The sequence below is a fragment of the Pseudomonas sp. UW4 genome (assembly GCF_000316175.1).
GTDB classification, from domain to species: Bacteria; Pseudomonadota; Gammaproteobacteria; order Pseudomonadales; family Pseudomonadaceae; genus Aquipseudomonas; species Aquipseudomonas laurylsulfatiphila.
The window spans coordinates 4,965,087-4,990,842 of the sequence record NC_019670.1 but is presented as its reverse complement, the minus strand read 5'-3'; the positions used below and the strand labels follow the sequence as shown (position 1 = coordinate 4,990,842).

Annotated in this window: 18 protein-coding genes; 7 read left to right on the top strand and 11 right to left on the bottom strand. The window is 60.9% G+C overall.

Annotation, left to right across the window (positions count from 1 at the left end; all coding sequences use genetic code 11):
* Positions 1-87 precede the first annotated feature (87 nt).
* From PPUTUW4_RS22035 to PPUTUW4_RS22020, 4 genes are all read right to left on the bottom strand, one after another.
* Positions 88-1,413 carry a sigma-54 dependent transcriptional regulator gene (locus tag PPUTUW4_RS22035; protein WP_015096637.1) on the bottom strand — a complete coding sequence of 442 codons (1,326 nt, stop codon included), beginning with the start codon at positions 1,411-1,413 and terminating at the stop codon, positions 88-90.
* Positions 1,407-3,173, bottom strand: a complete 1,767-nt coding sequence (locus tag PPUTUW4_RS22030) for an ATP-binding protein (RefSeq protein WP_015096636.1) — start codon at positions 3,171-3,173, stop codon at positions 1,407-1,409. Before PPUTUW4_RS22030 ends, PPUTUW4_RS22035 begins: the two co-directional genes overlap by 7 nt.
* A 252-nt stretch (positions 3,174-3,425) precedes the next feature.
* On the bottom strand, positions 3,426-8,075 hold the full coding sequence (locus tag PPUTUW4_RS22025) for a SpvB/TcaC N-terminal domain-containing protein (protein ID WP_015096635.1): 4,650 nt from the start codon (positions 8,073-8,075) through the stop codon (positions 3,426-3,428).
* 208 nt (positions 8,076-8,283) lie between these two features.
* Entirely contained in the window at positions 8,284-9,807 is a 1,524-nt protein-coding gene (locus tag PPUTUW4_RS22020; protein WP_015096634.1) for a fumarate hydratase, read from the bottom strand.
* Positions 9,808-10,204: 397 nt separating this feature from the next.
* Between PPUTUW4_RS22020 and PPUTUW4_RS22015 the strand changes: the two genes are divergently transcribed.
* The 3 genes from PPUTUW4_RS22015 to PPUTUW4_RS22005 are packed head-to-tail and all read left to right on the top strand — an operon-like array spanning position 10,205 to position 13,018.
* Complete coding sequence (locus tag PPUTUW4_RS22015) at positions 10,205-11,311, top strand: GGDEF domain-containing protein (protein WP_015096633.1); 1,107 nt, start codon at positions 10,205-10,207, stop codon at positions 11,309-11,311.
* Entirely contained in the window at positions 11,304-12,239 is a 936-nt protein-coding gene (locus PPUTUW4_RS22010) for an iron-sulfur-binding ferredoxin reductase (RefSeq protein ID WP_015096632.1), read from the top strand. The genes PPUTUW4_RS22015 and PPUTUW4_RS22010 overlap by 8 nt, the downstream gene beginning before the upstream one ends.
* Positions 12,240-12,268: 29 nt before the next feature.
* Positions 12,269-13,018 (top strand): enoyl-CoA hydratase-related protein, encoded by a 750-nt coding sequence (locus tag PPUTUW4_RS22005; RefSeq protein WP_015096631.1) that lies wholly within the window; start codon positions 12,269-12,271, stop codon positions 13,016-13,018.
* Positions 13,019-13,207: 189 nt separating this feature from the next.
* Here the strand turns inward: PPUTUW4_RS22005 and pyk are convergent, their stop codons facing one another.
* Positions 13,208-14,659 (bottom strand): pyruvate kinase, encoded by a 1,452-nt coding sequence (pyk, locus tag PPUTUW4_RS22000; protein ID WP_007978464.1) that lies wholly within the window; start codon positions 14,657-14,659, stop codon positions 13,208-13,210.
* A gap of 170 nt (positions 14,660-14,829) precedes the next feature.
* Here pyk and PPUTUW4_RS21995 point away from each other — a divergent pair, with 170 nt between their 5' ends.
* Together PPUTUW4_RS21995 and PPUTUW4_RS21990 are read left to right on the top strand one after the other, a co-directional pair.
* Positions 14,830-15,213 carry a hypothetical protein gene (locus PPUTUW4_RS21995; protein WP_015096630.1) on the top strand — a complete coding sequence of 128 codons (384 nt, stop codon included), beginning with the start codon at positions 14,830-14,832 and terminating at the stop codon, positions 15,211-15,213.
* Between the two features lie 234 nt (positions 15,214-15,447).
* Positions 15,448-15,807, top strand: coding sequence for a PilZ domain-containing protein (locus PPUTUW4_RS21990; RefSeq protein WP_015096629.1), 360 nt, complete (start codon positions 15,448-15,450; stop codon positions 15,805-15,807).
* A 12-nt stretch (positions 15,808-15,819) separates the two neighbouring features.
* Here PPUTUW4_RS21990 and PPUTUW4_RS21985 read toward each other — a convergent pair whose 3' ends face one another.
* Both PPUTUW4_RS21985 and PPUTUW4_RS21980 read right to left on the bottom strand, forming a co-directional pair.
* Positions 15,820-17,142 (bottom strand): DUF58 domain-containing protein, encoded by a 1,323-nt coding sequence (locus PPUTUW4_RS21985; RefSeq protein ID WP_015096628.1) that lies wholly within the window; start codon positions 17,140-17,142, stop codon positions 15,820-15,822.
* Entirely contained in the window at positions 17,139-18,140 is a 1,002-nt protein-coding gene (locus PPUTUW4_RS21980) for a MoxR family ATPase (protein ID WP_015096627.1), read from the bottom strand. The genes PPUTUW4_RS21985 and PPUTUW4_RS21980 overlap by 4 nt, the downstream gene beginning before the upstream one ends.
* Before the next feature lie 102 nt (positions 18,141-18,242).
* On the opposite strand from PPUTUW4_RS21980, the gene PPUTUW4_RS29660 reads away from it, so the two are divergent.
* Together PPUTUW4_RS29660 and PPUTUW4_RS21975 are read left to right on the top strand one after the other, a co-directional pair.
* On the top strand, positions 18,243-18,623 hold the full coding sequence (locus PPUTUW4_RS29660) for a hypothetical protein (protein WP_144443129.1): 381 nt from the start codon (positions 18,243-18,245) through the stop codon (positions 18,621-18,623).
* A 143-nt stretch (positions 18,624-18,766) separates the two neighbouring features.
* Positions 18,767-21,277, top strand: coding sequence for an EAL domain-containing protein (locus PPUTUW4_RS21975; RefSeq protein WP_015096626.1), 2,511 nt, complete (start codon positions 18,767-18,769; stop codon positions 21,275-21,277).
* Positions 21,278-21,280: 3 nt separating this feature from the next.
* Here PPUTUW4_RS21975 and PPUTUW4_RS21970 read toward each other — a convergent pair whose 3' ends face one another.
* From PPUTUW4_RS21970 to PPUTUW4_RS21955, 4 genes are read right to left on the bottom strand one after another with little or no spacing between them, the layout of a single operon-like run.
* Positions 21,281-22,444, bottom strand: a complete 1,164-nt coding sequence (locus PPUTUW4_RS21970; RefSeq protein ID WP_015096625.1) for a DUF4350 domain-containing protein — start codon at positions 22,442-22,444, stop codon at positions 21,281-21,283.
* Positions 22,441-23,985: a DUF4129 domain-containing protein gene (locus tag PPUTUW4_RS21965; protein WP_015096624.1), complete on the bottom strand. Its 1,545-nt coding sequence runs from the start codon at positions 23,983-23,985 to the stop codon at positions 22,441-22,443. Before PPUTUW4_RS21965 ends, PPUTUW4_RS21970 begins: the two co-directional genes overlap by 4 nt.
* Positions 23,972-24,949 (bottom strand): stage II sporulation protein M, encoded by a 978-nt coding sequence (locus PPUTUW4_RS21960; RefSeq protein WP_015096623.1) that lies wholly within the window; start codon positions 24,947-24,949, stop codon positions 23,972-23,974. The genes PPUTUW4_RS21965 and PPUTUW4_RS21960 overlap by 14 nt, the downstream gene beginning before the upstream one ends.
* The gene (locus PPUTUW4_RS21955; protein ID WP_015096622.1) at positions 24,946-25,671 is read right to left on the bottom strand and encodes an RDD family protein; all 726 of its coding nucleotides are present in this window, start codon (positions 25,669-25,671) and stop codon (positions 24,946-24,948) included. Before PPUTUW4_RS21955 ends, PPUTUW4_RS21960 begins: the two co-directional genes overlap by 4 nt.
* Between the last annotated feature and the right edge of the window lie 85 nt (positions 25,672-25,756).

Genomic DNA, 25,756 nt, shown 5'->3' with positions numbered 1-25,756 from the left:
ACCAGTTCAGGCTCGCTCCCACAAGGGATCGGTGTACACAACACCAATGTGGGAGCGAGCCTGCTCGCGAAAGGGCCAGTTCAGACGCTACAGGAACATCTCTCTGCTCAACCCATGCCGCTGCATCTTTTCATTGAAGGTCCGCCGCGGCAGTTGCAGTTCTTCAAGCACCGCCTTGACGTCACCCTTGTGCCGGGTCAACGCGGCGCGCAGGCATTGCGCTTCGAACGCTTCCTGCTGCGCCGCCAGTGACTGGCCGGGCTCGATGCCCAATGGCTCCGGCTCACCGAGCCCCAGTACCTGGCGTTCGGCGACATTCGCCAGTTCGCGCACATTGCCCGGCCAGTCGTGGCTCAGCAGGTGACTCAACTGCGCACCGCTCAACGGTGGAAATTTACGCCCCAGCCGTTCGGCGGCGTTTTGGGCAAAGGATTCGAACAGCAGCGGGATGTCTTCACGGCGTTCGCGCAAGGGCGGTAGGCGCAGTTCAGCGACGTTCAAGCGATAGGCCAGGTCTTCGCGAAAACGTCCGGCCCGCGCTTCGTCGAGCAGGTCCGGTTTGGTCGCGGCAATGATGCGCAAATCCACGCGAATGCTCTGGTTCGAACCCAGTCGCTCAAGCTTCTGCTCTTGCAGCACCCGCAGCAATTTCACCTGCTGGGCCAGCGGCATGCTTTCGATTTCATCGAGAAACAGCGTGCCACCGTCGGCGTATTCGAGTTTGCCGATGCGCTTGCCGGACGCCCCGGTGAACGCACCGCTCTCGTGACCGAACAGTTCGGCCTCGAACAGTTGCTCGGGGATGGCCGCGCAATTGAGTGCGACAAAGGGCTTGTCGGCTCGCGACCCGAAGTCATGCAGGCAGCGTGCGACCAGCTCCTTGCCGCTACCGGTTTCCCCGCGAATCAGCACGTTGACCGGCAGGGCTGCCAGGTCCAGCACCTGCCGGCGCAGGGTCTGCAAGCCACGGGACACGCCGAGCAGCGTGGCATCGAGTTTGGCGCGGTTGTCCGCCTGCTCGTGCAGTGCGCGGTTTTCCAGCACCAGCCGGCGCTTGTCGAGGGCGCGGCGCAGGCTGCCGAGCAGGGTTTCCGGGCTGAAGGGCTTTTCGAGGAAATCGTAGGCGCCGTCGCGCATGGCCTCGACGGCCATCGGTACGTCGCCGTGGCCGGTCAACAGGATCACCGGCAAATCGGCATCCCGGCGTTGCACCTCGGCCAACAGTTCCAGGCCGGTCATGCCGGGCATGCGCACATCGCTGAGAATCACCCCGGCAAAATGCTTCGGTAGCTGCGCCAGACACTCGTCGGCGCGGCTGAACAGCTGCACCTCGAAACCCGACAGGCTCAACCATTGCTCGACGGCACTGCGGATGCTGCTTTCGTCGTCCACCACCATCACTGAGTTCAGCATGGTTCATGCACCTCCTGGTCGATGGGCAAGGTCAGGGTAAACACGGCACCTTTGTCATGATTGTCGGCAGTCAGGCGCCCGCCGGATTCGTGAACGATGGCAAACGATACGGCCAAACCGATGCCCAGGCCATCGCCCACCGGTTTGGTGGTGAAGAACGGATCGAACACCTTGGACAGGTTCTCTTCGGCGATACCGCCACCGTTGTCGATCACGCTCAGGCGCCACAATTGTTCGTCGGCTTCGAGGCGGATTTCCAGGCGTTTGCAGGGTTTGTCCTGCATCGCATCGAGGGCGTTGCGCAGCAGGTTGATCAGCACCTGTTCCAGGCGAATCGCATCGCCGCGCACCCAGGCCGGGCGGGTCAGGTGCAACACAGTGCTGACCTGTTCGTCGCGCAGCCGGGTGTCGAGCAGTTGCAGCGACTGGTCCACCACCGTCGCCAGGTCCAGGCGTTCGCGCAAACCGCTGGGGCTTTTGCGGGCGAAGGTTTTCAGGTGGCCGGTGAGGGCGGCCATGCGCGTGAGCATTTCATCCACCGGTTTGAGCGCTTTGTAGGCGTCGTCGACCCGGCCGTGGTCGAGCAGCAGGCGCAAGGTCGCCAACTGCATGCGCTGGGCGGTGAGCGGCTGGTTGATCTCATGGGCCAGGGCAGCGGACATCTGCCCCAGCGCCGCGAGTTTGGCCGACTGCACCAGGCCCTCCTGGGCGGTGCGCAGGTCGCGGGTGCGTTCTTCTACCAGTCGTTCGAGTTCTTCGCGACTGCGCTGACGCAGTCTGGCCAGACGCCAGCGCTGATTGAGAAACAGCAGCAGGAACACCAGGGTCAGCCACAAGCCGGCAGCAGCGAGGGCGGCATTGCGGCTGTCTTCGAAGGCGACTTGCGGGCGCCGCAGCAGATGCAGGGTCCAGCCCTCGGCTGTCAGCGGCAGGGACTCCCACAGGTAGTCCGCCTTGCCGTCCGGGCCATTGACCCGGACGAGGTCACTGTTGTCGTCGAAGCGCCGCAATGATTGAAACTCCAGCGGCGTCAGGGGCTGCTTGTCGTATTGGCGGGTGGCCTTGAGTTCGGCGTGATCGCTGTCGCCGAGCGGCTTGAGCAGGCGATAGCGCCAGCCCGGCTGGTTGGCGATGAAGATGATCCCGCGCGCGTCGCTGACCAGCAGTGTGTCGCTGCCCTGGCGCCACTCGCGTTCCAGCTCGGGAAATTCCAGTTTCACCACCATGGCGCCGAGGAACTGCCCGTCGTCATCGCTGACCGCGCTGGAGAGGAAGTAGCCGGGAATCCCGCTGGTCACGCCTACCGCGTAAAAACGCCCGGTGCCCTGGGTGCGGGTCTGGTTGAAATAGGGACGGAAACCGTAGTTGTGGCCGACATAACTGCTGGGCAAACGCCAGTTGCTCGCCGCCACGGCCAGACCGGTGCGATCGAGCAATTCCAGGGTCGAGGATTCGGCGGCGCCGTTGATCTTTTCCAGTTTGCGGTTCAACGCATCCTGCTGCCCGGGGCTCACCGTCCCCTTGAGTGCCGAGCGCAACTCCGGATCCAGCGCCAGCACGGCGGGCAGGGCGCGGTAACGTTCGATCAGGGTATGCAGCGACGTGGCATAGAGCGCCAGTTGCTGATTGGCTCGGGCGGCGTCTTCGACCATTGACTGGCGCACGGCGTGGCGCATGGCCAGGGTCGCGGCGATGGCGGCGCCGGCGATGATCAACAGGATGTACAGCGACAAACGCACGTTACGGGAAATCGGCAGCATGCTGGCACAAACAGGTAGAAAGTCGGGCGGGCACGATAGCATGGTGAACCCGCCTGAAGAGACAAGGGCTGCAGAAGATCTACGGGCTTGCGTCGGCTACATATAGACGGATGTTCTTTGCCTCACGTTTGTTGGGTTTGAAATGGGGCTTTCGACGCAATTGCCTTGGTGCATGTCTACATCCGGAACCGCACCTGCAGCCCCGGTTGTCGATAACCGCTAACCGGGGCGTATGCCGATGAATGTCCGGGTTCAATGCAGTGTCCTGTTGACCCGTCGTGTTTCCTCTACGGTTTTGGGCGGATCAAAATTATCGTTTTCATCGGACTCGATGATGTACCAGGTGCGATAGCGCTTTTCCCGGCGCAACGGTTTTTCTTGCGGCGGAGTGCCCTGCAGCATTTTTTTCGCCAGTACGGTGTGTGTCGGCCGGCCGGCGGCGTCGTAGAACTGCTGGTCGTGATACCCGGCTTCACGTATCGCTTCGTCATTGATGTAGCGGTACGTATTGGCGAAGTAAGGCCGATAGATACGCACCGTTTCGCCCTTGTTGTTGTACTCGACCCGCTCGCTGACCCGCCAGCGCCGGGCGGCCTCTGCTTCCTTGGGCCGGCCGTATTTGTCGAGTGTCAGTTGGTCATTCTCCTCCACCCACCACGCCAGGCCGGGTTCGACTTCCTGCTTGGTTTGCAGGGAACGGCCGAAGCCGTCCCAGCAGGCGATGGCCGCGCGGATCTGCAGCTCTGGGTCGCCGGGATAGCGGTCGGCCTGCAAGGTGAGCACATGCACGGGTTCGCGATGAGCATCATTGACGTACCGCTGGAGCAGTTTCTCGTCCGCAGTAGGATCTTCCAACAACCCCTCGAGATGCACCCGCGCCCGGCTGCAGAGATGGCCGTCGGGCAATATGAAACCTTCGCCGCGGGCCCATTCCAGCCAGGACTCGAGAGCGGTCGGGGGTACTTTGCCCATCCAACTGAAGGGGGCGGAGAAGGTGGCGGTGGCGTAATGACCGATCGCTTTGATCTTGTCGGCAATGGCGCCTGCGGGGCTTCGGTCTTCGGGAGGCAAGTAGTTGCGCAGGGAGTGAAAACCGACCTTCTCGCCCAGTTCGGTGCCGTAGAAGCTGGTCACCAATACTTCGCCGAACGCGTTGTAGCGGGCCTCCTGGGTGTTTTGATTGGGGTCGAGAATGCCGGCTGGCAGGAACGATCGGTAGTCGACACCGAGGATGCGTGTGGTGCAGCCATCCGGCAGAGTGACGGCGGTGCTCAGGCACCAGTGCTTGTCATACGCGACTGAGGTGATGCCGTGGCTCTTGGTCTGCTGGAATTTTTCGACGTTATAGAACCCCGCCAGTTTGTGATACACAGGGAAGTTTTTACGCACTGACCACAGGTAGTTTTTCGCGTCGGTCGGGTCTGCGAGCTCAATGGCAGTACGCACCGGCAAGAACAGCTCCATGATGTGATAACCGACTGATTCGAGTTTCTCCTTGAGGTTGAACGGCATGTTGCCATTTTCGTCCTTGAGCTTGTCGAAGGCGCTCAGGGCGGTGGCATCCATTTCGGCGGTTTCCTGATCGCCGGGCAGGGCGGTGAAGATCAGTTTGTCCGGGGGCAGCAGTTCGCCTTTCTCCGGATCCAGATATCGCTGCAGCGCCAAACCGGTCAACACCGCTTTGGCTGCCCAGGCGCCTTTCTCATCGGCCAACTCAAGGAATTTTTCCTGGTAGATGTTGCAGGGCTTGAGTTCGTCCTTTTCCAGCACCAGCGCATTGCTGCGCTGACGATAAGGAATGCCCAGACGCCAGCCATCATAGGCTATCAGGTGGCAATACTCGGCCTTGGTCTCGGTCAGATACCAGCATTGTTGCGCGTCGTCATGGGCGTCCAGCCACCATCTGTTTTCGTAGTCTTCATCGCTTTCGTCGCCAGGTGCGTTGACGGCGAAGGGCGGGCTGTCCTTGTTGGTTTTGCGCCGGGCGTAGTGCACGACGATACCGTGGGTGAGGCCGCCGAACTTGTCCCACTGCAGATTGAGTGTGTGCTGGACCAACGGGTCGTCCGCCACCTGCGGCTCATACTGGTAAGCGATGCTTTCCAACGCCAGTAACTGCAATACGGGATAGGGGTGATGTTTGCCTTTGGGGCGCAATTGGCGAATGAGGAAGCGGTTCTCCTGCACGCTGTAGGGTACGGCCGTTTCGGGATCATCGTCGGCGGCAAAAACCTCCGTACGCAACACCGAGCCGCTGAGGGTTCGGGCCATCTCGCGGGCGAGGTCTTCATCGGGGGCGATCACGCGTCCCGCCGCATCGCTGAGGTGATACTCGTGCAGCAGTGTCGGGCGCAACGCCTTTGCCTCTGCGTCACCGGCGTAATAACCGTCGTCGCGCATGTCGATGGCGCGGCCGGTGTGAAACCAGGTTTTGCTCAGGATCGGCGCGGTGAAACCCGGGCTCGAGCGTTCAGTCGCCGATGCTTCGGTATCGGTTTGCAGCAGCAAGCCAAAACCGCGGAACTCTCGCTCGAAACTGTCGTAGAAACCCTGGCGATAGCTGAAGCCCTGGGTCAGTCGGTTGCCGGTGATTTCATCCAGTTGGGTCTGCTGGCTGACCAGGTGCATGGCGAACGGCAGGTGCGAAACCGGGGCTTTGCCAGCGGCGATCAGCTCGGCTTTTTCGTTCAGCCATTCCTGCGCCGAACTGCGGTAACTCACCCCCGTCACGGCGCCCATGTTGTTGTGACTGGCATTGACCAGATAAGGTTTGGCGCTGACGAAATCGTAGCGCCAGTGCTGGGGTTTCATGTGGGGCACTGTGAGGATCAGGCTGGAACAACCCAGTCCGTTGAGGTCGGCGATGCTCACCTGGCAGAAGCGGTCGTAACGCACACCTTTTGGCCATGGCACTTTTACATAATTTTCTTCGAAGCCTTCACCGGCGTGATTCATGTAGACCCGGAAACCGTCGGACTCCAGGTAGATCAGGTCGACCGCGCCCGAGCCGTCCAGGTCCGCCAGCCGCACCCGCGACGAATCGAACTCGGCATATGGGAATTTCAGCTCGCAAAGGACGAAACCCTTGCCGAATTTTCCATGCCCCAGATTCGGCCAGCATTTGACTTCGTTGTGGCGGATGCGAATCAAGTGTTGTGTCGCGCTGCCCAGTGGATCGCTGAAAGCCACCAGTTCGGTCTGGCTACTGCTCAACAGGGGCAGCGAGTCATCGTTGTCGCCCCGAGGGACGTTGGCCCCTTGGCTGAACCCGATTTCACGACGGCTTGAATACAGGCGCACGCTGCGTGGACCGATCAACGCCAGATCCGTCAGACCGTGGCCCACCAGGTCAGCCAATTGCGCATCGGAATGAAAAAACTCCGAGGGGAACGCATCATAGTCCACGAAGTTCGACCAGCTTCGGTCCGGATTGAGGGTGAAGAACCCGGACATGCCCGGGCGGGCGATCACCCAGTCGAGCTTGCCGTCGCCGGTCAGGTCGCTCAATGACTGGCGAATCGGTTTGCTGCTATCGGCCACGGGAATGCCGGGCAATAACGCCCAGTCGCCGTAGCTCACTTCATTGCCGCCACTGTCGGCACGCTGCGGTTCGCGGTAGTACCATGCCTTGTCACTGCGCATCAGCACGCCCGGAATGCCTTCGCCATACAAGTCCACCAGTTGATAACGCTGGCCGTCATTGAGCCCCGGCATCTGGGGGAACTCGCTGTAACCTTCGCGCTGCGGATCGAGGTCAAACGGGTTGTAGAAAAACTCCATGGGCGGGCGACTTTCCATCTGCCCCTGATTGTCATAGGCCTGGATGTGCGCGGCGGTCAGATGGTTGTAGCCCAGCGCGCTCGGGCGATATTCGAGCAGCAGGCGCTGGACCAGCACCGGATCGTCACCCAGCTCTTCGGTGAATTGATGAAACATCAGGACCTGACGGCACAGGCGCCGGGAACCCAATTCGAAACCGTAGGCGTAATTCCAGAACGGGTCCTTACGCGGTGCCCCCCAATCGCCGCGCTCTATTCCAGGCAGATCGTAAATCGGCACTTGCGTCAGGTCGGCACTGCGTTCGCCGTAATCGAACAGCAGGTGAAAGTGCCAGTCCGCGTCTTTCCAGCCATCGGCTTTCCATGCGTACAGGTTGGCGTTGGCCTGAGCGTTGCCGTACAGGACCCGACGTAGATAACGCTGGGCGCGGTAGTCGCGAAACTGCGGAGCGACCGGTGCTTCGACTTCCCTCTGGTACAGGTACACCACATGTTCACCGCGCAGGTTCAGGCTTTCATCGATCAGCCACACACCAACGTGGAACTTGTCATTCGGATCGGCCCGCCGTGATGCATCGGTTTTGCCGTAGCAGTGCAGGCTGCCGTCGGCGCCATGGATCAGCCAGAAGCCGGCGGGGTTGTCCTCGTCGTCGACTTTGGTCCAGTGCTCAATCAGATCAAACCCGCCTTCCACCCGAGGCCAATATCGCACGACGCGGTGCTCGCCGAGGTTTTTGGCGTCGTTGTACTCACTCACTAATCTGGAAATGATCTGGCCATCGTCACTTCTCTCGGGCATCCACACGTCACCGCCGGGGCCGACCACCTGATCGTTGCCTTCATACTTCGGCACGCCCTTGGTGGTGCGCAGGGTGATGGCGTTGGTGGTCAGGCGCCAGCCGATGCCGAACGGACTGTTGCCGACGTCGCTGCTGTAACCCAGGCCCAGGGCCGGGACCAGGTCGCGGTTGGGGGCCTTGCTGATCGGCAGGGGTAACTCCAGTGATGCAGCGCCGGTGGTGCCCACGCCGCCCCAGCCTTTGCCGATGCTCTGGATGGCACCGCCGCCTTTGGGGAGGGCGGGGGCGTTGATTTCGAGGGAGCCCTGTTGTTCGTTCGCCATGGAAGTGTCCGCCGTGACAGAGAGTGCACCGTGTGCCTTCAAACTATCAGCGACAATGGCGGCTGTAACCTGTCGGATCTGACAGGTTGTCCTAAATTTTTTAGAACAAACGGTGCGTAGGTTTCAGCCTTCGATTACTTTCTATCAGGCGTAAAAAAACCGGTCTGTCATTGCTGGCAGACCGGCTCTTATTGTGTCCTGTCAGTGCTTACTGCACTTCCACCGCCAGGCTTTCACTGATCTTTTTCTGCCAGATGGCAGGACCGGTGATGTGTACGGACTCGCCCTTGCTGTCGACGGCAACAGTCACCGGCATGTCCTTGACCTCGAACTCGTAGATCGCTTCCATGCCCAGTTCGGCAAACGCCAGCACCTTGGACTTCTTGATCGCCTGGGCGACCAGGTAAGCGGCGCCGCCGACGGCCATCAGGTACACGGCCTTGCTGTCCTTGATCGCGTCGATCGCGGTCGGGCCGCGCTCGGATTTGCCGATCATGCCCAGCAGGCCAGTCTGCTCGAGGATTTGACGGGTGAACTTGTCCATCCGCGTTGCGGTGGTAGGGCCTGCCGGGCCAACCACTTCGTCACCGACCGGATCGACCGGGCCGACGTAGTAGATGAAGCGACCCTTGAGGTCCACCGGCAGGGTTTCACCCTTGTTCAGCATCTCGACCATGCGTTTGTGCGCAGCGTCGCGACCGGTGAGCATCTTGCCGTTGAGCAGGACGGTTTCGCCCGGCTTCCAGCTCTGCACGTCTTCCGGGGTCAGGGTGTCGAGGTTGACGCGACGGGCCGACGGGCCGGCTTCCCAGACGATTTCCGGGTAGGCGTCCAGCGGTGGCGCTTCCAGCGAGGCCGGGCCGGAACCGTCGAGCACGAAGTGCGCGTGACGGGTGGCGGCGCAGTTCGGGATCATGCACACCGGCAGCGAAGCGGCGTGGGTCGGGTAGTCCATGATCTTCACGTCGAGCACGGTGGTCAGGCCACCGAGGCCCTGGGCACCGATGCCCAACTGGTTGACCTTCTCGAACAGCTCCAGGCGCATTTCTTCGATGCGGTTCTGTGGGCCACGGGCTTTGAGTTCGTGAATGTCGATGGATTCCATCAACACTTCCTTGGCCATGACGGCGGCTTTCTCGGCGGTACCGCCGATGCCGATGCCGAGCATGCCCGGTGGGCACCAGCCGGCGCCCATTTCCGGGACGGTTTTCAGCACCCAGTCGACGATCGAGTCGGACGGGTTGAGCATGGCCATTTTCGACTTGTTCTCGGAACCGCCCCCCTTGGCCGCCACGTCCACTTCCACGGTGTTACCCGGAACGATGGAGTAGTGGATGACTGCCGGGGTGTTGTCCTTGGTGTTCTTGCGAGCGCCCGCCGGGTCGGCGAGGATCGAAGCGCGCAGGACGTTTTCCGGCAGGTTGTAGGCACGACGCACGCCTTCGTTGATCATGTCGTCCAGGCCCATGGTGGCGCCATCCCAGCGCACGTCCATGCCGACACGGACAAACACGGTGACGATGCCGGTGTCCTGGCAGATCGGGCGGTGGCCGGTGGCGCACATGCGCGAGTTGATCAGGATCTGCGCCATGGAGTCACGGGCCGCTGGCGATTCTTCGCGCAGGTAGGCTTCGTGCATCGCCTGGATGAAATCCACGGGGTGGTAGTAGGAAATGAACTGCAGGGCGTCGGCAACGCTCTGAATCAGGTCGTCTTGCTTGATCACGGTCATGAGTCGCGCTCCTCTAAAAGACGGGAACATTCAATAAGGTGCTTGCAGCTTGGGTGCATCGGTCGGTTGCAAGCACCTTTCAAGGCACGCCGGGCATGCTGGCGCGACGCTAAAAAGGCGCGGCAGTATACCGCGCCTCGTTGAGCGGCACACGCGCCAGTGGTCAAACCTTGGTCTCATTGTCGTCCCCGGTCCCTGTAGGAGCTGCCGCAGGCTGCGATCTTTTGATTTTGTTTTTAAGATCAGGATCAAAAGATCGCAGCCTGCGGCAGCTCCTACAGGGGAATCGGGTCATCCCGAAAATTGAATGGTCATTTATCGGCCACGCCACTAAAGTGACATTCGGTCTGTAGAGTAGGACGCTCTGTCAGTCTCCTTTCATTTGGTGAGTCAACGATTGACCCATAACGCCATCCAGCGCCTGTTGCTCAAACGTTTCGCCCTCGCGGCCGGCACCTATGCCCTGGTATTGCTGTTGCTGTGGCTGGCGTTTTTTACCGGTCACTACGAGGCGCCGCTGGCCAGTGTCGCCATCGGCAGCGCACTGGTCGTGACCAGCCAGGCCGTCTTGTTCGCGGTGTTCTACAGCGGCTGCAACCTGCGTTTCGCCGACCCCAGCTTGACCGAGGCGCAAGTGTTGTTGGGGCTTGGCTGGCAAACCTGGCTGATCGCCCATCTGGACGAAGCCCGGGGTGCGTTCCTGGTGTTTTACGTTCTTATCCTGCTGTTCGGCCTGTTCCATCTGTCACGCCGATCCTTTGTGCGATGCGCATTGCTGGTGTTCTTCAGCTTCAGCGCGATCACTCTGTGGGAGGGCTACCACTTCCAGTTGCCCGACCCGGCCATGGCGGTGTTGCAGGTGTGCGTGCTGTTCATCGTGCTGGTGTGGCTGGTGTTGTATGCCCGCTACGTCCAGGCTTCACGACAACGCATGCGTCAGCGGCGTTTTGCCTTGCAGGCGCACCAGGACACCTTGCGCGGGATGATGCGCCAGCTCGAAGACCTGGTGGCCACCGACGAACTCACAGGCCTGTTCAATCGCCGGCATTTCCTGCGCCTGGCTTCCCGCGAGTTGAACGCCATGGAAGCCGGTGTCGTGCATGGCCTGGCGCTGATCGACCTCGACCATTTCAAACGCATCAACGATCTGCACGGGCATGCCGCCGGCGATCAGGTGCTGCAAGCCTTTGCCGGCGTTGCCACCGCGTGCCTGCGTGACAGCGATGTTCTGGCTCGCTACGGCGGCGAAGAATTCGTGGTGCTGCTGCCCGATTGCGATGCCGACAGTCTGACTTCGTGCTGCGAACGGCTGCGCATCGCCTTCACCGATGTCGAGTTGATCGGTCTGAATGTGCGCAACCTCAGCCTGTCCGCCGGCATGACCCTGCTGGAGCTGGGCGACGACCTCGATGACGCGCTGCAACGGGCCGATCAGGCGCTCTATCGGGCCAAGCGTGACGGCCGCAACCGATGCGCGGCGGCGTGGGAGAACGTCGATGCCTGAGTTGCGGGTTGGCGAGCGCCACTGGTCGGTAGCGGCGGGCAGCAATCTGCTCGACACGCTGAATCAGAACGGCGTGCCGGTGCCTTACAGTTGCCGCGCCGGCAGTTGCCATGCGTGCCTGGTGCAGTGTGTACAGGGGCTGCCGAGCGACAGCCGCCCCGATGCCCTGAGTGCGCAGCAGCGAGAACAGGGTTGGCGCCTGGCGTGCCAGTGCCAGGTGGTCGAGGACTTGCAGGTGCACGCTTTCGACCCGCAGGTCGATGGCCAACCGGCCGAGGTCGCCGCGGTCGATTGGCTGAGCACCACGGTGCTGCGCTTGCGGGTGATCGCGCAGCGACCGCTGCGCTACAGCGCCGGCCAGCACCTGGTGTTGTGGGCGGGCAACGTGGCGCGGCCGTATTCCCTTGCCAGCCTGCCGCAGGAAGACCGTTTTCTGGAGTTTCATCTCGATTGCCGCAAGCCCGGGGAATTCAGCGATGCCGCCCGGCAATTGCGCATCGGCGATCCGATCCGTCTCGGTGAATTGCGCGGCGGTGCCTTGCATTACGATCCGGACTGGCATACCCGGCCATTGTGGTTGCTGGCGGCCGGCACCGGGTTGGGGCCATTGTTTGGTGTGTTGCGCGAAGCGCTGCGCCAGGATCACCAAGGCGCCATCCGTGTCATCCACCTGGCTCATGATGCCGATGAACACTACCTGGCCAAGCCTCTGCAGGCCATGGTCGCCAGCCGTCCGAACCTGAGTGTCGAACTCTGGACTCCGGCCGAGTTGCCAGCGGCTTTGGCGCAACTGCGGCTTGTTTCCCGGCAAACCCTGGCCTTACTCTGCGGAGCCCCCGACAGTGTCGATGCCTTTGCCCGGCGCCTGTACCTGGCGGGATTGCCGCGCAATCAACTGCTGGCCGATGTGTTTCTGCCCCGTGGTTGAGCGCTGACTTTTCAGACGCGAGACCTGCCATGACCGAAGCCATCCAAGTTGAACGCGAACGCGGCCTGTTGACCCTGCGCCTGAATCGCCCGGACAAGAAAAACGCCCTGACTCGCGCCATGTACAGCCAACTGGCCGAGGCGCTGAAACAGGCCGACAACGACCCGGGGATCAGTGCCGTACTGATCAGCGGCTCAGCCGAATGCTTCACCGCCGGCAACGACATCGCCGATTTCATCCAGCAACCGCCGACCAGCCTCGACAGCCCGGTGTTCCAGTTCATGCTCAACCTGCTCGAATGCCGCAAACCGGTGATCGCCGCCGTGGCCGGGGCAGCGGTGGGCATTGGCACGACGATGTTGCTGCATTGCGATCTGGTCTACGTCAGCCGCGATGCGCGCCTGCGCATGCCGTTCGTCAATCTCGGGTTATGCCCTGAGTTCGGTTCCAGCCTGATCCTGCCGCGCTTGCTCGGGCAGGCCAAAGCGGCGGAGTTGTTGCTGCTGGGTGAAGGTTTCAGCGGTGAACAGGCGGCTGCCTGGGGCATTGCCAATGAAGCCTTGGGCAGTGGCGAAGAGGCCTTGGCCAAGGGGCGGGAGATGGGCTTGCGCTTTGAGTCGCTGCCGCCGGAAGCGGTGCGGATCAGCAAGCAACTGATGAAAGCGCCGGATCGGGAGCTGTTGCGCAAGGTGATAGAAGAGGAGGGGGCGTTGTTCACCCAGCGGTTGCGGTCACCGGAGGCGTTGGCGGCGTTGACCGGGTTCATCAAGCGGCATTGAATCTTTCGCTGACTGGGCCGGCCCCATCGCGAGCAAGCTCGCTCCCACAGGGATTGGGATTCACCGCAAAAAATGTGGGAGCGAGCTTGCTCGCGAAGGGGCCGGATCAGGCAACACAAAAAATGGATCAGGCAGCAAAAAGCCCCGCCATTCACATGGCGGGGCTTTTGTTTTTCAGCGACCGGTCACTCAGACCATCGGATCGCCAACGTGCAGGATCTTCATGCCGTTGGTGCCGCCGGTGGTGTGGTAGCTGTCACCCTTGGTCAGGATGACCCAGTCGCCTTTCTGTACTACACCGCGCTTGACGAGCTCGTCGATCGCCTTCTGGCTGACTTCGTTCGGCGCCAGCGAAGCCGGGTCGAACGGGATGGTGTACACGCCACGGAACATCGCCGCGCGAGCCTGGGCTTCGCGGTGCGGGGTGAACGCGTAGATCGGCACCGAGGAACGGATGCGCGACATGATCAGCGGGGTGTAGCCACTTTCGGTCAGGGCGATGATCGCCTTCACGCCCGGGAAGTGGTTGGCGGTGTACATGGTCGCCAGCGCAATGCTCTCGTCGCAGCGCTGGAACTCCTTGCCGATGCGGTGGCTGGAGGTCTTGCTGGTCGGGTGCTTTTCGGCACCGACACAGATACGCGCCATGGCCTGAACGGCTTCCAGCGGGTACAGGCCAGCGGCACTTTCGGCCGAGAGCATCACGGCGTCGGTGTAGTCGAGCACGGCGTTGGCCACGTCGGACACTTCGGCGCGGGTCGGCATCGGGTTCTGGATCATCGACTCCATCATCTGGGTCGCGACGATCACCGCCTTGTTGTGGCGGCGTGCGTGCAGAATGATCTTCTTCTGGATGCCCACCAGTTCGGCGTCGCCGATTTCCACACCCAGGTCACCACGGGCAACCATCACCGCGTCGGACGCCTTGATCAGGCCGTCGAGGGTTTCGTCATCGGCCACGGCTTCGGCGCGTTCGATCTTCGCCACCAGCCAGGCAGTGCCGCCGGCTTCGTCGCGCAGTTGACGGGCGTATTCCATGTCGGCCGCGTCACGCGGGAAGGACACGGCGAGGTAGTCGACTTCCATTTCCGCAGCGAGCTTGATGTCAGCCTTGTCTTTTTCAGTCAGGGCCGGAGCGGTCAGGCCGCCACCGCGACGGTTGATGCCTTTGTGGTCGGACAGCGGGCCGCCGATGGTCACGGTGCAGTTCAGTTCGGTGGCCGTGGCGGTATCGACGCGCATCACCACGCGACCGTCGTCGAGCAGCAGCTCGTCGCCCACACCGCAGTCCTTGACCAGGTCCGGATAGTCGATGCCGACCACTTGCTGGTTGCCTTCGGTCAGAGGATGGCTGGTGGAGAAGGTGAATTGATCACCGATCTTCAGCTCGATCTTCTTGTTGGCGAATTTGGCGATACGGATTTTCGGGCCTTGCAGGTCACCCAGCAGGGCGACGAAGCGGCCGTGCTTGGCAGCGAGGTCACGCACCAGCTTCGCGCGAGCCTTGTGCTCGTCGGGGGTGCCGTGGGAGAAGTTCAGGCGGGCGACGTCCAGGCCAGCCAGAATCAGCTGTTCGAGAACTTCCGGCGAGTTACTGGCCGGGCCAAGGGTGGCGACGATTTTGGTACGACGGACGGACATGCAAAGACTCCTGAGTTCAAGCGCTGAGTGAGGCTACTATGCTCCGAAGGTGTAGTCATTGTTCGTATGCACTACTTTTTTCTTTCTTTATTGAACCTGACAACTTTGCGCCAGGCAGCCTGAAGATTTTCGCCCACGGGTCGATACAACGTTCAAGACAGGAGATCCCCATGCGATTCGTACTCATTGCTGCCCTTGCCGTCGGCGCCCTCAGTGCCACCGGCTGCACCCGTTGGGCAATGAACCATCACTTGAACAATGCCTACAGCGCCTATGACCGGGGCAATTGCGAGCAGGTGATGCTCGAACTGTCCAAGGTCGAACGCGACAGCCGCGCGCGGCCTTACGTGTGGCCGGAAGTGTCGATGATGCGCGGCCAGTGCCTGGAGCGGCAGAAGATGTTTATCGACGCGGCCCAGACCTACCAGTTCATTATTGCCGCCTATCCGCAAAGCGAATACGCCTACCGCGCCCGCGCCCGCCTGGAAACCTTGCAGAGCCTGGGCCACTACCCGCTGCGCAGTGCTGCGGCGGTAAAACCGACGCAGTTCTGATGGCAGGCGAGCATTCCATCGCTGGCTCCCCGGCGGCGCTGAGCTATAGTCCAAGGAACCGGTTTTAGAGCCTTGCCTCTGAATCGGGGCAACACCTGTGACCGGCATAAGCAGGACTCAGCGCCGTAAGGACTGGCGCACCGGGAGCGGGGAGAGCGGGCCAAGACTCAATGAGTACCCGTTCCGAAGCAGTAGTGCGGCTCTGCTTAAGAGCCTTGCATAGCGAAAACGCACATGTTCACCGACCGCCGAATCGAGCGGCATCAACTGCCGTATTTCCTGAAAGTATTCAACGGTATCACCGGCAAACCCATCGGCTACCTGGGCAATGTCTCTGAAGACGGGCTGATGCTGATCAGCCAGCTGCCAATGATGATCGGCGCGGACTTCAACCTGCGCCTGAAAATCCCGGCGACCGAAGGCGGCCAGCGGATCATCGATCTGCAGGCCTGTTGCCTGTGGTGCCAAGAAGACGCGACCCCCCAACATTACGACGCCGGTTTCAGCCTGCAACGGGTACCGCCGGAATATGGGCAATTGGTGAGGGCGTTGAAGCAGTACTTCAGTTTTCAGTCGTTGCCGGCCTCGGCTTGAGATCACTCAGGCTCAAGCTCTTTTCCAGCCCAGATACCGCGTCACCAACGCCGCCCCCAACTCGCCGGGTAGCGCATCCATCACCAGCACACCATGAGCGTTCAAGCGCTCATGGAGTTCGGCGCGTGCATTGAGGTAGTCCACGGTCCCGCAATAGGCCAACGCCTCGGGCAAGGTCTGTACCGGTGACTGGCGCAAGGTGTCGAGCACGTCCTCGCGCAGGCTCGCGACCAGCACCTGGTGCTGCTGGCTCAGGCGCTTGACCGCCTGGAGCAACTCATCGTCGTCCTCTTCGCGCAGGTTGGTCACCAGTACCACCAGTGCCCGGCGTTTTTGCCGTGCCAGCAGTTGCGTAACGGCGGCTTGGTAGTCGGCGCTGCGTTGGCTGCTGTGCAAGTCATAGACGCGATTGAGCAGTGTGTTGAGATGGCTGCTGCCTTTTACCGGCGCAAGATAGCGCGGCTGCTCGCTGGCAAAGGTACTCAGGCCCACCGCGTCGCCCTGGCGTAGCGCGACGTAGCTGAGCAGCAAGCAGGCATTAAGCGCATGGTCGAAGTGCGACAACTCGCCGTCCTGGCTGCGCATGTGCCGGCCGCAGTCGAGCATGAAGATGATCTGCTGGTCGCGTTCGTCCTGATACTCCCGGGCAATGGGCGAGCGCTGGCGGGCGGTGGCTTTCCAGTCGATCTGACGCAGGCTGTCGCCTTCGCGAAATTCCCGTAGTTGATGAAACTCCAGTCCCAGGCCGCGACGCTGGCGTTGACGTACGCCGAGCTGGCTGAGCCAGTTATCCACAGCCAGTAACTGGCCGCCATAGAGGCGGGCGAAGTCGGGATAGACGCGGGTGTGGTCCGCGACATCGAGAATGCGTTTGTCGGACCACAAACCCAATGGGCTCGGCAGGCTGATTTCGCAGTGCTCAAAACTGAAGTGCCCGCGCTTGAGCGGACGTAGCCGGTAGTCGATTCGGCTGTGCTGGCCCGGTTGCAACTCGACAGTCAGCGGCAGGTGTTCGAAGTCCAGGCTCGAGGGTACATGGTCGAAGATCTGTACGCTCAGCGGTTGTGAAAAGTCGTGTTCAAGGATCAGTTGCACATCGCTCCAGCGACCGAGGGCCAGACTGCCGGGTATCTCACGGCTCAGCCGGGGCGAGGGTAATCGCTTCAGCCGAAAGGCATCGAGCAGGGTCAGGACCAGCAATGCCAGGAGCAGTCCCCAATTGATCTGCGTGACGCTCGCCGGCACCGCCAGCTCCAACGCCCGCAGACTGCCGAGCACGATGCCGATGGCCAGTAGCGACGTTAACCAGATCAATAGCAGGCGCGAGGGTTTCACTGCCGCGGCGCCGGTACTTGGTCGAGCATCTGTCGGAGCACCTGATCGACATCCAGCCCTTCGATGTCCAGCTCCGGCGCGATGCGCACACGATGACGCAGCACGGCCAAGGCGCAACCCTTGATGTCGTCCGGAATCACGAACTCCCCGCCGCGCAGCAGCGCACGGGCACGGGCACACCGCACCAGCGCGATGGACGCGCGCGGGCCGGCGCCGAGGGTCAGGCCGGGCCAGCTGCGGGTGGAGCGGGCCAGGCGCACGGCGTAATCGAGCACCTGATCGTCCAGCGCCAGGTCGCTGGCGATGCGTTGCAGGGCCAGCACATCCCTGGCCTGCAACAAGGTGCGCATCGGCTGGACATCGAGCATGTCGGCCCGGGTCGAGCGGCTGACCTGACGCACCATGTCCAACTCTTGCTCGGCGTCCGGGTAATCCATGCGCACCTTGAGCATGAAGCGATCCAGTTCGGCTTCCGGCAGCGGGTAAGTGCCTTCCTGTTCGATCGGGTTTTGCGTGGCGAGCACCATGAAGGGTTGCGGGATCGGCAATGGCTGGCCTTCGAGGGTGACTTGCCGTTCCTGCATGGCTTCGAGCAGCGCCGCCTGGGTTTTCGCCGGGGCGCGGTTGATCTCGTCGGCCAGTAGCAGGTTGGTGAACAACGGCCCTTTGCGCAGTTTGAATTGCTCGGTCTGCATGTCATACACCGCGTGCCCGGTGACGTCGCTGGGCATCAGGTCCGGGGTGAACTGGATGCGTGCGAACTCACCGCCGAAGCAACGGGCGAGGGCGCGTACCAACAGGGTCTTGCCCAACCCCGGTACGCCTTCGAGCAATACGTGGCCGCCAGCGATCAGCGCGGTCAGCACGTCGTCGATCACGCTGTCCTGGCCAATCACGGCTTTTTGCAATTCTTTGCGTACGGCCTGCGCCAGATGACCGGCACGCTGACGCTGTTGAGCGGCATGGCTCGTTGCGTCGGATTCGATCGGCTCATTCATTGGTTCCGGAGCCTTGCTAACTGCTACATTGGTTTTATCTTCCATAAATCAGTCACTTACCTAATCTAACTTTTTTCACGTGTTTTTTTACGCGTGGAAGGAGTGAGTGACTACCAATCTGCTTCATTGCAATCCCATGGCAACCCCACATTTGAGCATTCGTCAGAGGTGGAGGTTAGTCTATCTCAGCCGTCACTTGCCCACTCTGAAGTGCAACTGCCGACATTGCCTGCCTCCATCAAGGGCTACTACCGACCTGGAGCAGTCGGCGAACAGAATAATGGCAAATTAGTAGCTAAGCTTGGTCTGCACGCTCGCCATAGGTGCAGAACGAGGCTGAGGAAATTGAAAGGAACAGAACATCTGGCAAAAGTGATTGCCGACGTTCAGTTCTACAATGGAGAGCGAGGAGAATCGTTACCTGAAACGATGATATTGAAAACAACAAATGAAAATGATTTCGCTTTATCGCCGAAATGTTAAGAGACTGATTCCGAGAGTAAAAAATTTCACCATGAAATTAGCATCGCCAAATGCATTGCTTAGTGTCGGCACAAAAGGTTGATTGGTTTCCGAATACCGCTTCTATTGGTCGATTTAGAAGGATTATGTTTGGAGATTGTGAAATGGATTCTTTCAGGGATAAAAGCGCCGCAAAGCAAGCCATACCCACCAGTTCAAATAAGCCGCGTTCGACCAAATGGCACCGCATGTACTTTTTTCTTGCGGGATTCGACGTGCTGGTTGTTGTGCTGAGCGTGCTATTGAATCACCTGATCGTCGATACCTATCACCGCTCCATCAAGGCAAACCAGTCGTGGGTCCAACAGCTGTCGAGCTATTCAACGCTGGGCAGCCTGGCTTCCACAGTCAATGCGCCAGGCAATAATGTGTTCGATACACATAATGTTGAAGCCGAATCGCGGAACATGAATGAAGCCTTGCGCGTCTTCAACGAGCATTTGGCAATGGCCAAAAAACAGTTGGAAGTACGGATCGCCAATGAGGCTGAACACAGTGCAGATATCCAAGCCTTTACCCTTGCATTGAAGGATGAGGTGGGTGCAGTTGATGCCGCGATGGTCGAAATGGTGAACGAGGCCTTGCTGATCTTTTCCTACTTCAGGGAGGGGCAGTCGGATAATGCCGGCAAACGCATGGCAACGATGGACAGGAAGTTTGCCCTGTTGCTCGCCTCACTCAGTACCGTGCGCGATCGCGTTGGCCTGATTCAAAGCAAGCTCCTGGAGGAGGAGCTTGAGTCGGTCGAAGAACTGCGCCGGGTCGAATACGCGATCATGGTGTTCGTGCTGTTGATGGTCAGTGCGGCCATGATCTACGGGGGCAAGATCAGGCGCGAAATGGAGTCGCAAGCAGCTGAAAGGGAAGGTTATCTGGCAGTGCTGCGCGAAAGCGAGAAGCAGGCCCGCCAGCAGGCATCGCTGCTGGACAAGGCCCAGGACGCCATTGTCGTTCACGGGATGGATAACCGCATCCTGTACTGGAACAAAAGTGCCGAGCGTCTCTACGGTCTGTCAAAGGAAGAGGCACTCGGCAAATCGGCACAGGAGTTGATCTACCAGGGTAGCGCCGCTTTCAATGCGGCCACCAACAGCCTGATCGAAACGGGTGACTGGGCGGACGAAGTGACACTTCGACGCCGGGATGGCTGCACCATCACGCTCGAAAGTCATCGAACCCTGGTGCGAGACGATGATGGCCAGCCGCAATCCGTTCTGTCGATCAATACTGACATCACCCACCGCAAGACCGCTGAGCAAGAGGTCCAGCGTTTGGCCTTCTACGATCAGTTGACCGGGCTGCCCAACAGGCGGCTCATGTTGGACCGGTTACAGCATCTGCTGGCGGGCAGCTCCCGTAGCCTGCATACGAGCGGGATAATTCTCATTGACCTGGATAACTTCAAGGCACTGAACGACACGCTGGGGCATGACAGAGGCGACATGTTGCTGCAGCAAGTTGCTCTGCGCCTTTGCGGCTGCATACGCGAGAGCGACACCGTGGCTCGCCTGGGCGGAGACGAATTTGTCGTCCTGCTGGATGGCCTTAATGAGAACCCTCCAGAAGCAGCTATCCAGGCCAAGGCTATTGGCGAAAAGATTCTCAACTCTCTGAACATTTCCTACCAGTTGGATGGATATGAGCACCACAGCACCCCCAGCCTCGGCATTGCGCTGTTCCAGGGGCAGCTGAGCACAGCGGACGATATTTTGAAGCGCGCTGACCTGGCGATGTATCGCGCCAAGGCGGCGGGCCGCAATACCATGCGCTTCTTCGATCCGGAAATGCAGGCGGTTGCCACGGCACGCGCCAGACTGGAAGTAGACTTGCGCCAAGGCTTGCAGGACAACGAATTCATTCTTCATTACCAGCCGCAGGTCAATAGTGAGGGCCGTATCATTGGCGCAGAGGCACTGATGAGATGGCAGAATCCTGAGCGCGGAGTCGTGTTTCCAGGCGAGTTCATTCCATTGGCAGAGGAAACGGGGTTGATTCTGCCGTTAGGCCGTTGGGCGCTGCAGGCAGCCTGCACTCAGCTGGTTGCCTGGGCAAAGCATTCGGAAACCGCCCGGCTGGGTATGGCTGTGAATGTCAGCGCCCGCCAGTTTCACCATCCGGACTTCGTCGAGGAGGTACTGCAAGTACTGAGATACACGGGGGCCGATCCGAAGAAATTGAAACTGGAACTGACCGAAGGCCTGCTGATTGAGGATATGGAAGGTACTGTCGCCAAAATGATCGAGTTGAAAGAGATCGGCATAGGCCTTTCGCTGGATGATTTCGGTACCGGCTACTCGTCACTGTCATACCTCAAGAGCCTTCCGCTGGATCAACTCAAGATCGACCAGTCCTTTATCAGAGATGTGCTGGTTGATTCCAACGACGCCGCCATCGCCTGCGCGATTGTGAGCCTGAGCAAGATATTGGGGCTTTCGGTGATTGCAGAAGGTGTGGAGACAGAAGCTCAGCGCACCTTTCTGGTCAAGCATGGCTGCCAGACCTACCAGGGTTTCCTGTTTTCCCCGCCACTGCCAGCCGAACAATTTGTGGAGTATGTTCGCGAAAGGTTCATGGCGAGCACTGATTTCCCATGGACCAAGACTGAATCGCCATAAAGATCATAAGGCGTTCCTCAGGGATTGCAGGTGGGCGACCTGACGGCTGAATTCAACGCTGGAAAGCCGTTGATTCGGACGCGGGCTCATGGCCTGGCTGATAGCGCGTGTGGGTTGGCCGGTCAGGCGTGCGAGCAGCAACCATTGTTCGGCGACGGCGAGTTGTTCAAAGCCGGGATGGCGACGTCGCACGCGCCGCAGAATGTCCTGCTGCAAGGCTTGCAGCAGGCCGGCTTGACCGTTGCGGCGCAACAGGAAGTCGGCACTGGCGCGCAGGTGCTCCTGCAGTTGCCGGCGTGCTTTCGGTGCCGGTTCCAGCAACGGCCCCTGACGCACGCCAAAGTGCCAGAAACCCAGGCCGATCAAGGCGAACAACGCGACCAGCGCCTGGGGGAAGTAACGCAGCAGCAAGGTCGGCAGGCTGTCGTGATCGGTATTGAAGATCAGCGTCACGCGGGTGTCGGCGGTCAGGTACCAGAGCAGCCAGGCGTTGTCGTATTGCTCGACGGCCGGGGTTTTCCACAGGTCGGCATCGGTGACCACGATGATCGAGCCGAGTCCGTAATCGAGTTGCATCATGTGCGTCGCCCTGGCGCTGTTGGCCCAGGCCTGGGCGAGGTTTTTCGGGTCCTCGAGATGGAAAGCGGTATCGAAACCGGCATAGGCCGGGGCGTTTTCGTCTTCCAGATAGAGCTTGGTCAGTTGTGGGTAAGGATCGTCACCGACATCCGGAGGCGGCTCCTTGAGGTCTTTGCTCAAGGACTGGCGCAGTTGTACCCGGTCAAGCAGCAGGTCATTGCTGTGGCCGAGTTTTTCATCCCACAACGACTCGGCGACGAACAGCAGCCGGCCGCCGCCCCGGGTCCAGTTCATCACCTGGTCGATTTGCCGTGGCGTCATGTTGTAGCGGTCCCCGAGCAACAACAGGCTGTGTCGATGCGGATCGAGGCTGGGCAGGATGTCCAGGCCGTTGGCGTGATCGACGCTCAGGCCTTGCTGACGCAGGAACAGCTGCGCCGCCAGATAAGGATTGGCCCTGGCTTCGGGAGAAGGACCGTGGTCGATTTCGACCTGGTAAGGGGTTGCCTTGAGGTACAGATAAACACCCAGTGCAGCCACCAGCACAGCGAGCAGGGCAATGGCGATCGTCCCCCGGCGCCGACTCAACGGAGCGCTTCCGGGTCGAACAACACGCGCCAGCCGTCACACAATTCCTGTTGCACCTGTGCGGGGGGCAGGCGGTGACCGTAGGCCATGCCTTGCCAGTGCCCGGTCAGGTTTTTGCTGTAGGCCAGCAAGGCTGGTTGCTGTAATTGCTCGATGCGCTGCAGCACCTGCCCTTCAGTGTCGGCGGCCTCGAGCGTGATGTTGAAGTCGTGCGACAGGCGGCTGAGCAGGGCGCGATAGAGCAAGCCGAGGGCTTCGCGCGGACGGCTCTGCCAGAGGCTTTCGGCGCGGGTGGCAATGTCGGCGGGCAGGGACTCGGGCTTGAGGTCCAAGCCAAACGCCTGTTGCGGCAATGGGCGAACGGATTTAGCGCTGAGGGGCGGTCGCCGGCTGACGAACGCCTGCACCCAATCGCGATAGCGCCAGATCAACAGGCCGACAGCACCGATGACGATGCCCCATAGCGCGATTTCAATCAGGTTCGCCAGGGCTCTGAAGCGCTGTCCCTCAAACAGCTGCAACAGGGACTTCAACCATTGCGGTGTCTGCCCGTCGCCCGACGCTTCAGCGCCCGGCGGGTCTTTGCTGAAGCGATAGCGCGTCTGCGTTTCCCGGTTCTTGAAGGGCGGCTGTTCGAGGATTGTCTTGATGCTGTCCCTGGCGACCTGGGTGTTCAGGGGCTGGTCCAGCAGGCGTGGGCTGTCGGGTGAAATGGCCGGTTCGGCGGCCCACACGCTGTGTGCAGGTGACATCAGCAACATCACGGCGATCAACAGCACGCTGCTTGCACTGATCAGACGCTGGCGCATCCGGCGGAACACCAGTTCGATATCCCAGGCCTCCAGCACAGTGCGCCGGTTCAAATAAAGGCTGAAACCGCAGGCGACATAGATCGGTTCCCAGACCACCAGCACCAATGCATAAAACAGGTTGGTCAGGTGTTCCAGCCAGCGCCAGTCCTGGGTGGCCGCAGAGATCAGCGTCTGCCAGCTCCAGTCGAGCGCGACCTGTTGTGGCAACAGCAGATAGAACAACACCATCAAGCCGATCCACAGCGCGCCTTCCAGGTGCGCGCCGATGATCGTCAGCCAGCGTGCGGCGCCGGCGTCCCGCTGCAACAGCACCTCTAAACGCTGCTGGCGTTGTTGTCCGTCGAGGCCTTCGAGTTGCGCCACCGGCATCACGAAACTGCGCTGCAGACTCAGGCGTCGCCAGGTCAGGCTGGCCAGCAATTGCCCTTTGAGCAACCGCGGCCATTGCCGCAGGGCCTGCTTGAGCGTGGGTGTTTCGCCGAACATGGCTTTGGACAGGATGTACAAGGGCAAGCGGTCGAATGCCGGTTTCAGCCACCAGAAAATCAACACGGCGAGAGAAGGCGAGTCCCAGAGCCCCCAACTGAGCAACGCGAACACCGGCAGCGTGAGCAACGCCCAACTGGTCATCAGCAGGCGTCGGTGGCGCTGGCTCAGGAGCACGCCGAGGTCCATGGCTTCCCATGTCGAGCGCGGGCGAATGACCACGCTGGCGTCATTCAGGCGCATGGCGGCGACGTCCGGCGAATACGAAATAAATCACCACCAGCAACCAGAGTGCCGCGCCGACCAGGTACTTGGTCTGGTACGAAGGGCGAGTCATTGATGACCAGTAGGCTTCGATAAACGCCGCGATCAACAGAAACAGCATGACCCCGCAGATCAGCTGCACGCTCTCGCGCGCCGCCAATTGCAAGGACTCGGCACGGGGCAGGCGCCCCGGGGCGACCAACGCCCAACCCAGCTTCAGACCGGCGGCGCCTGCCAGGGCGATGGCGCTGAGTTCGAAAGCGCCATGACCGATCACGAATGACCAGAAGGTCTGCCCGTAGCCGACGTAGGTCAGGTGCCCGGCCACCGCACCAATCATCAGGCCGTTGTAAATGAGGAAGAACACGCTGCCCAGGCCAAACAGCAAACCGCTGGCGAAGGTCTGAAAGGCAATGCCGATGTTGTGCATGATGTAGTAGCCGAACATCACCCAGTCTTCACTGGCGGCCCGTTGCACCGTGCGCCCGAGGTGGCCGGCAACGGGGTCGTACATACTTTGCATTTCGCTGACTTGCTCGGCGGGGATCAGGTTGTAGATCAGCTCCGGGAACAGGTACACCAGCAGCGCGAAACCGGCCAGGCTGACAAAGAACATCAGGCTGGCGGCGAGCACGAAACGCCACTGTTCGCGCACCAGGCGCGGGAAATCCGCGAGGACGAAAGCCAGCGCATTGGCCCCCAGGCGGCTGCGGTGACGGTAAAGCTGTTGATGCCCGCGCAGCACGTGTTGCTGCAACGAGTCGATCAGAAAACTGCTGTAGCCACGCTCCCGTGCCAGTGCCAGGTGCTGGCAGAGGCGTCGGTAGTCCTTCGGGAAACTGCCGGCGTCGGTAACCTTGCCGTCCCGTTCCAACTGCTCGAGCAGCCCGCAGAAACGTTCCCACTCGGCCTTGTGCCGACGTTCAAAAAGGCTTTGTTTCATGTCGGCCCCAACAAACCGCGGGCGATGCCGTTGAGCTCGGTCACCGCTTGCGGGGCCGGGACGTGCAAGGGTTGGGCGAGAATGGCAGCCAGTTCATCGACCCGCGCCCGGGAGAGTTCGCCCTGGCGCTCGGCAAACCCGAGAATGGCCCGTTGCTCGCTGAGCGTCAGGGCAAATGCCGTGCGGCGGGGCTGGGCTTCGGGGAGCGCGGGGCGGGTGTGCGAGTGTTCGCGGTAGATCACCAGGGTCCCGGCGGCGATATCGCCAAGGCGCTTGAAGTGGGGGTGTTGCAGGCAGCTGATGGCCCCGAGGAAGTAGCCGAAGGGCAACAGGTCGACAACGCGCAGCAGGTTGCGCAGCAGCGAAGCGGACCAGCCGACCGGGGTGCCATCGTTGTGCACCACCCGCAGTCCCATCCATTGCTTGCCCGGCGAGCGACCCTGGTTGAGCACCTCGAACAGCACCATGTACCACCAGCTCACCACGAACAGCAGGATCGACCCGAGCCCGGCGCCCAATTTGCCGAGCATCGCCAGCGCAATGAACAGCACACCGAGGACCAGGCCGCGCAAACCAAGATCGATGGCGAACGCCAGTGCACGAACCATCAACCCGGCCGGACGCAGTGGCAGGTCGACGCCCTCCGGCGTTTCGACCTGGTACCGCGTATCCAGCGGTGGTGACAGCGGCGCATTCCGTGGCTGTGCTGTGGTCTCGAGCATGGGCACCTGATGATGTGGCCTGGATCGGGATTGTGTATCCATTCGATGCTAGCAGCCTATTCGAGGGGCGGGGGCGCAGGGAAAC

Coding starts and splice junctions, on each gene's coding strand:
- PPUTUW4_RS22035 (WP_015096637.1), bottom strand. CDS start 1,413: ATGCTGAACTCAGTGATGGTGGTGGACGACGAAAGCAGCATCCGCAGT.
- PPUTUW4_RS22030 (WP_015096636.1), bottom strand. CDS start 3,173: ATGCTGCCGATTTCCCGTAACGTGCGTTTGTCGCTGTACATCCTGTTG.
- PPUTUW4_RS22025 (WP_015096635.1), bottom strand. CDS start 8,075: ATGGCGAACGAACAACAGGGCTCCCTCGAAATCAACGCCCCCGCCCTC.
- PPUTUW4_RS22020 (WP_015096634.1), bottom strand. CDS start 9,807: ATGACCGTGATCAAGCAAGACGACCTGATTCAGAGCGTTGCCGACGCC.
- PPUTUW4_RS22010 (WP_015096632.1), top strand. CDS start 11,304: ATGCCTGAGTTGCGGGTTGGCGAGCGCCACTGGTCGGTAGCGGCGGGC.
- PPUTUW4_RS22005 (WP_015096631.1), top strand. CDS start 12,269: ATGACCGAAGCCATCCAAGTTGAACGCGAACGCGGCCTGTTGACCCTG.
- pyk (WP_007978464.1), bottom strand. CDS start 14,659: ATGTCCGTCCGTCGTACCAAAATCGTCGCCACCCTTGGCCCGGCCAGT.
- PPUTUW4_RS21995 (WP_015096630.1), top strand. CDS start 14,830: ATGCGATTCGTACTCATTGCTGCCCTTGCCGTCGGCGCCCTCAGTGCC.
- PPUTUW4_RS21990 (WP_015096629.1), top strand. CDS start 15,448: ATGTTCACCGACCGCCGAATCGAGCGGCATCAACTGCCGTATTTCCTG.
- PPUTUW4_RS21980 (WP_015096627.1), bottom strand. CDS start 18,140: ATGAATGAGCCGATCGAATCCGACGCAACGAGCCATGCCGCTCAACAG.
- PPUTUW4_RS21975 (WP_015096626.1), top strand. CDS start 18,767: ATGGATTCTTTCAGGGATAAAAGCGCCGCAAAGCAAGCCATACCCACC.
- PPUTUW4_RS21965 (WP_015096624.1), bottom strand. CDS start 23,985: ATGCGCCTGAATGACGCCAGCGTGGTCATTCGCCCGCGCTCGACATGG.
- PPUTUW4_RS21960 (WP_015096623.1), bottom strand. CDS start 24,949: ATGAAACAAAGCCTTTTTGAACGTCGGCACAAGGCCGAGTGGGAACGT.
- PPUTUW4_RS21955 (WP_015096622.1), bottom strand. CDS start 25,671: ATGCTCGAGACCACAGCACAGCCACGGAATGCGCCGCTGTCACCACCG.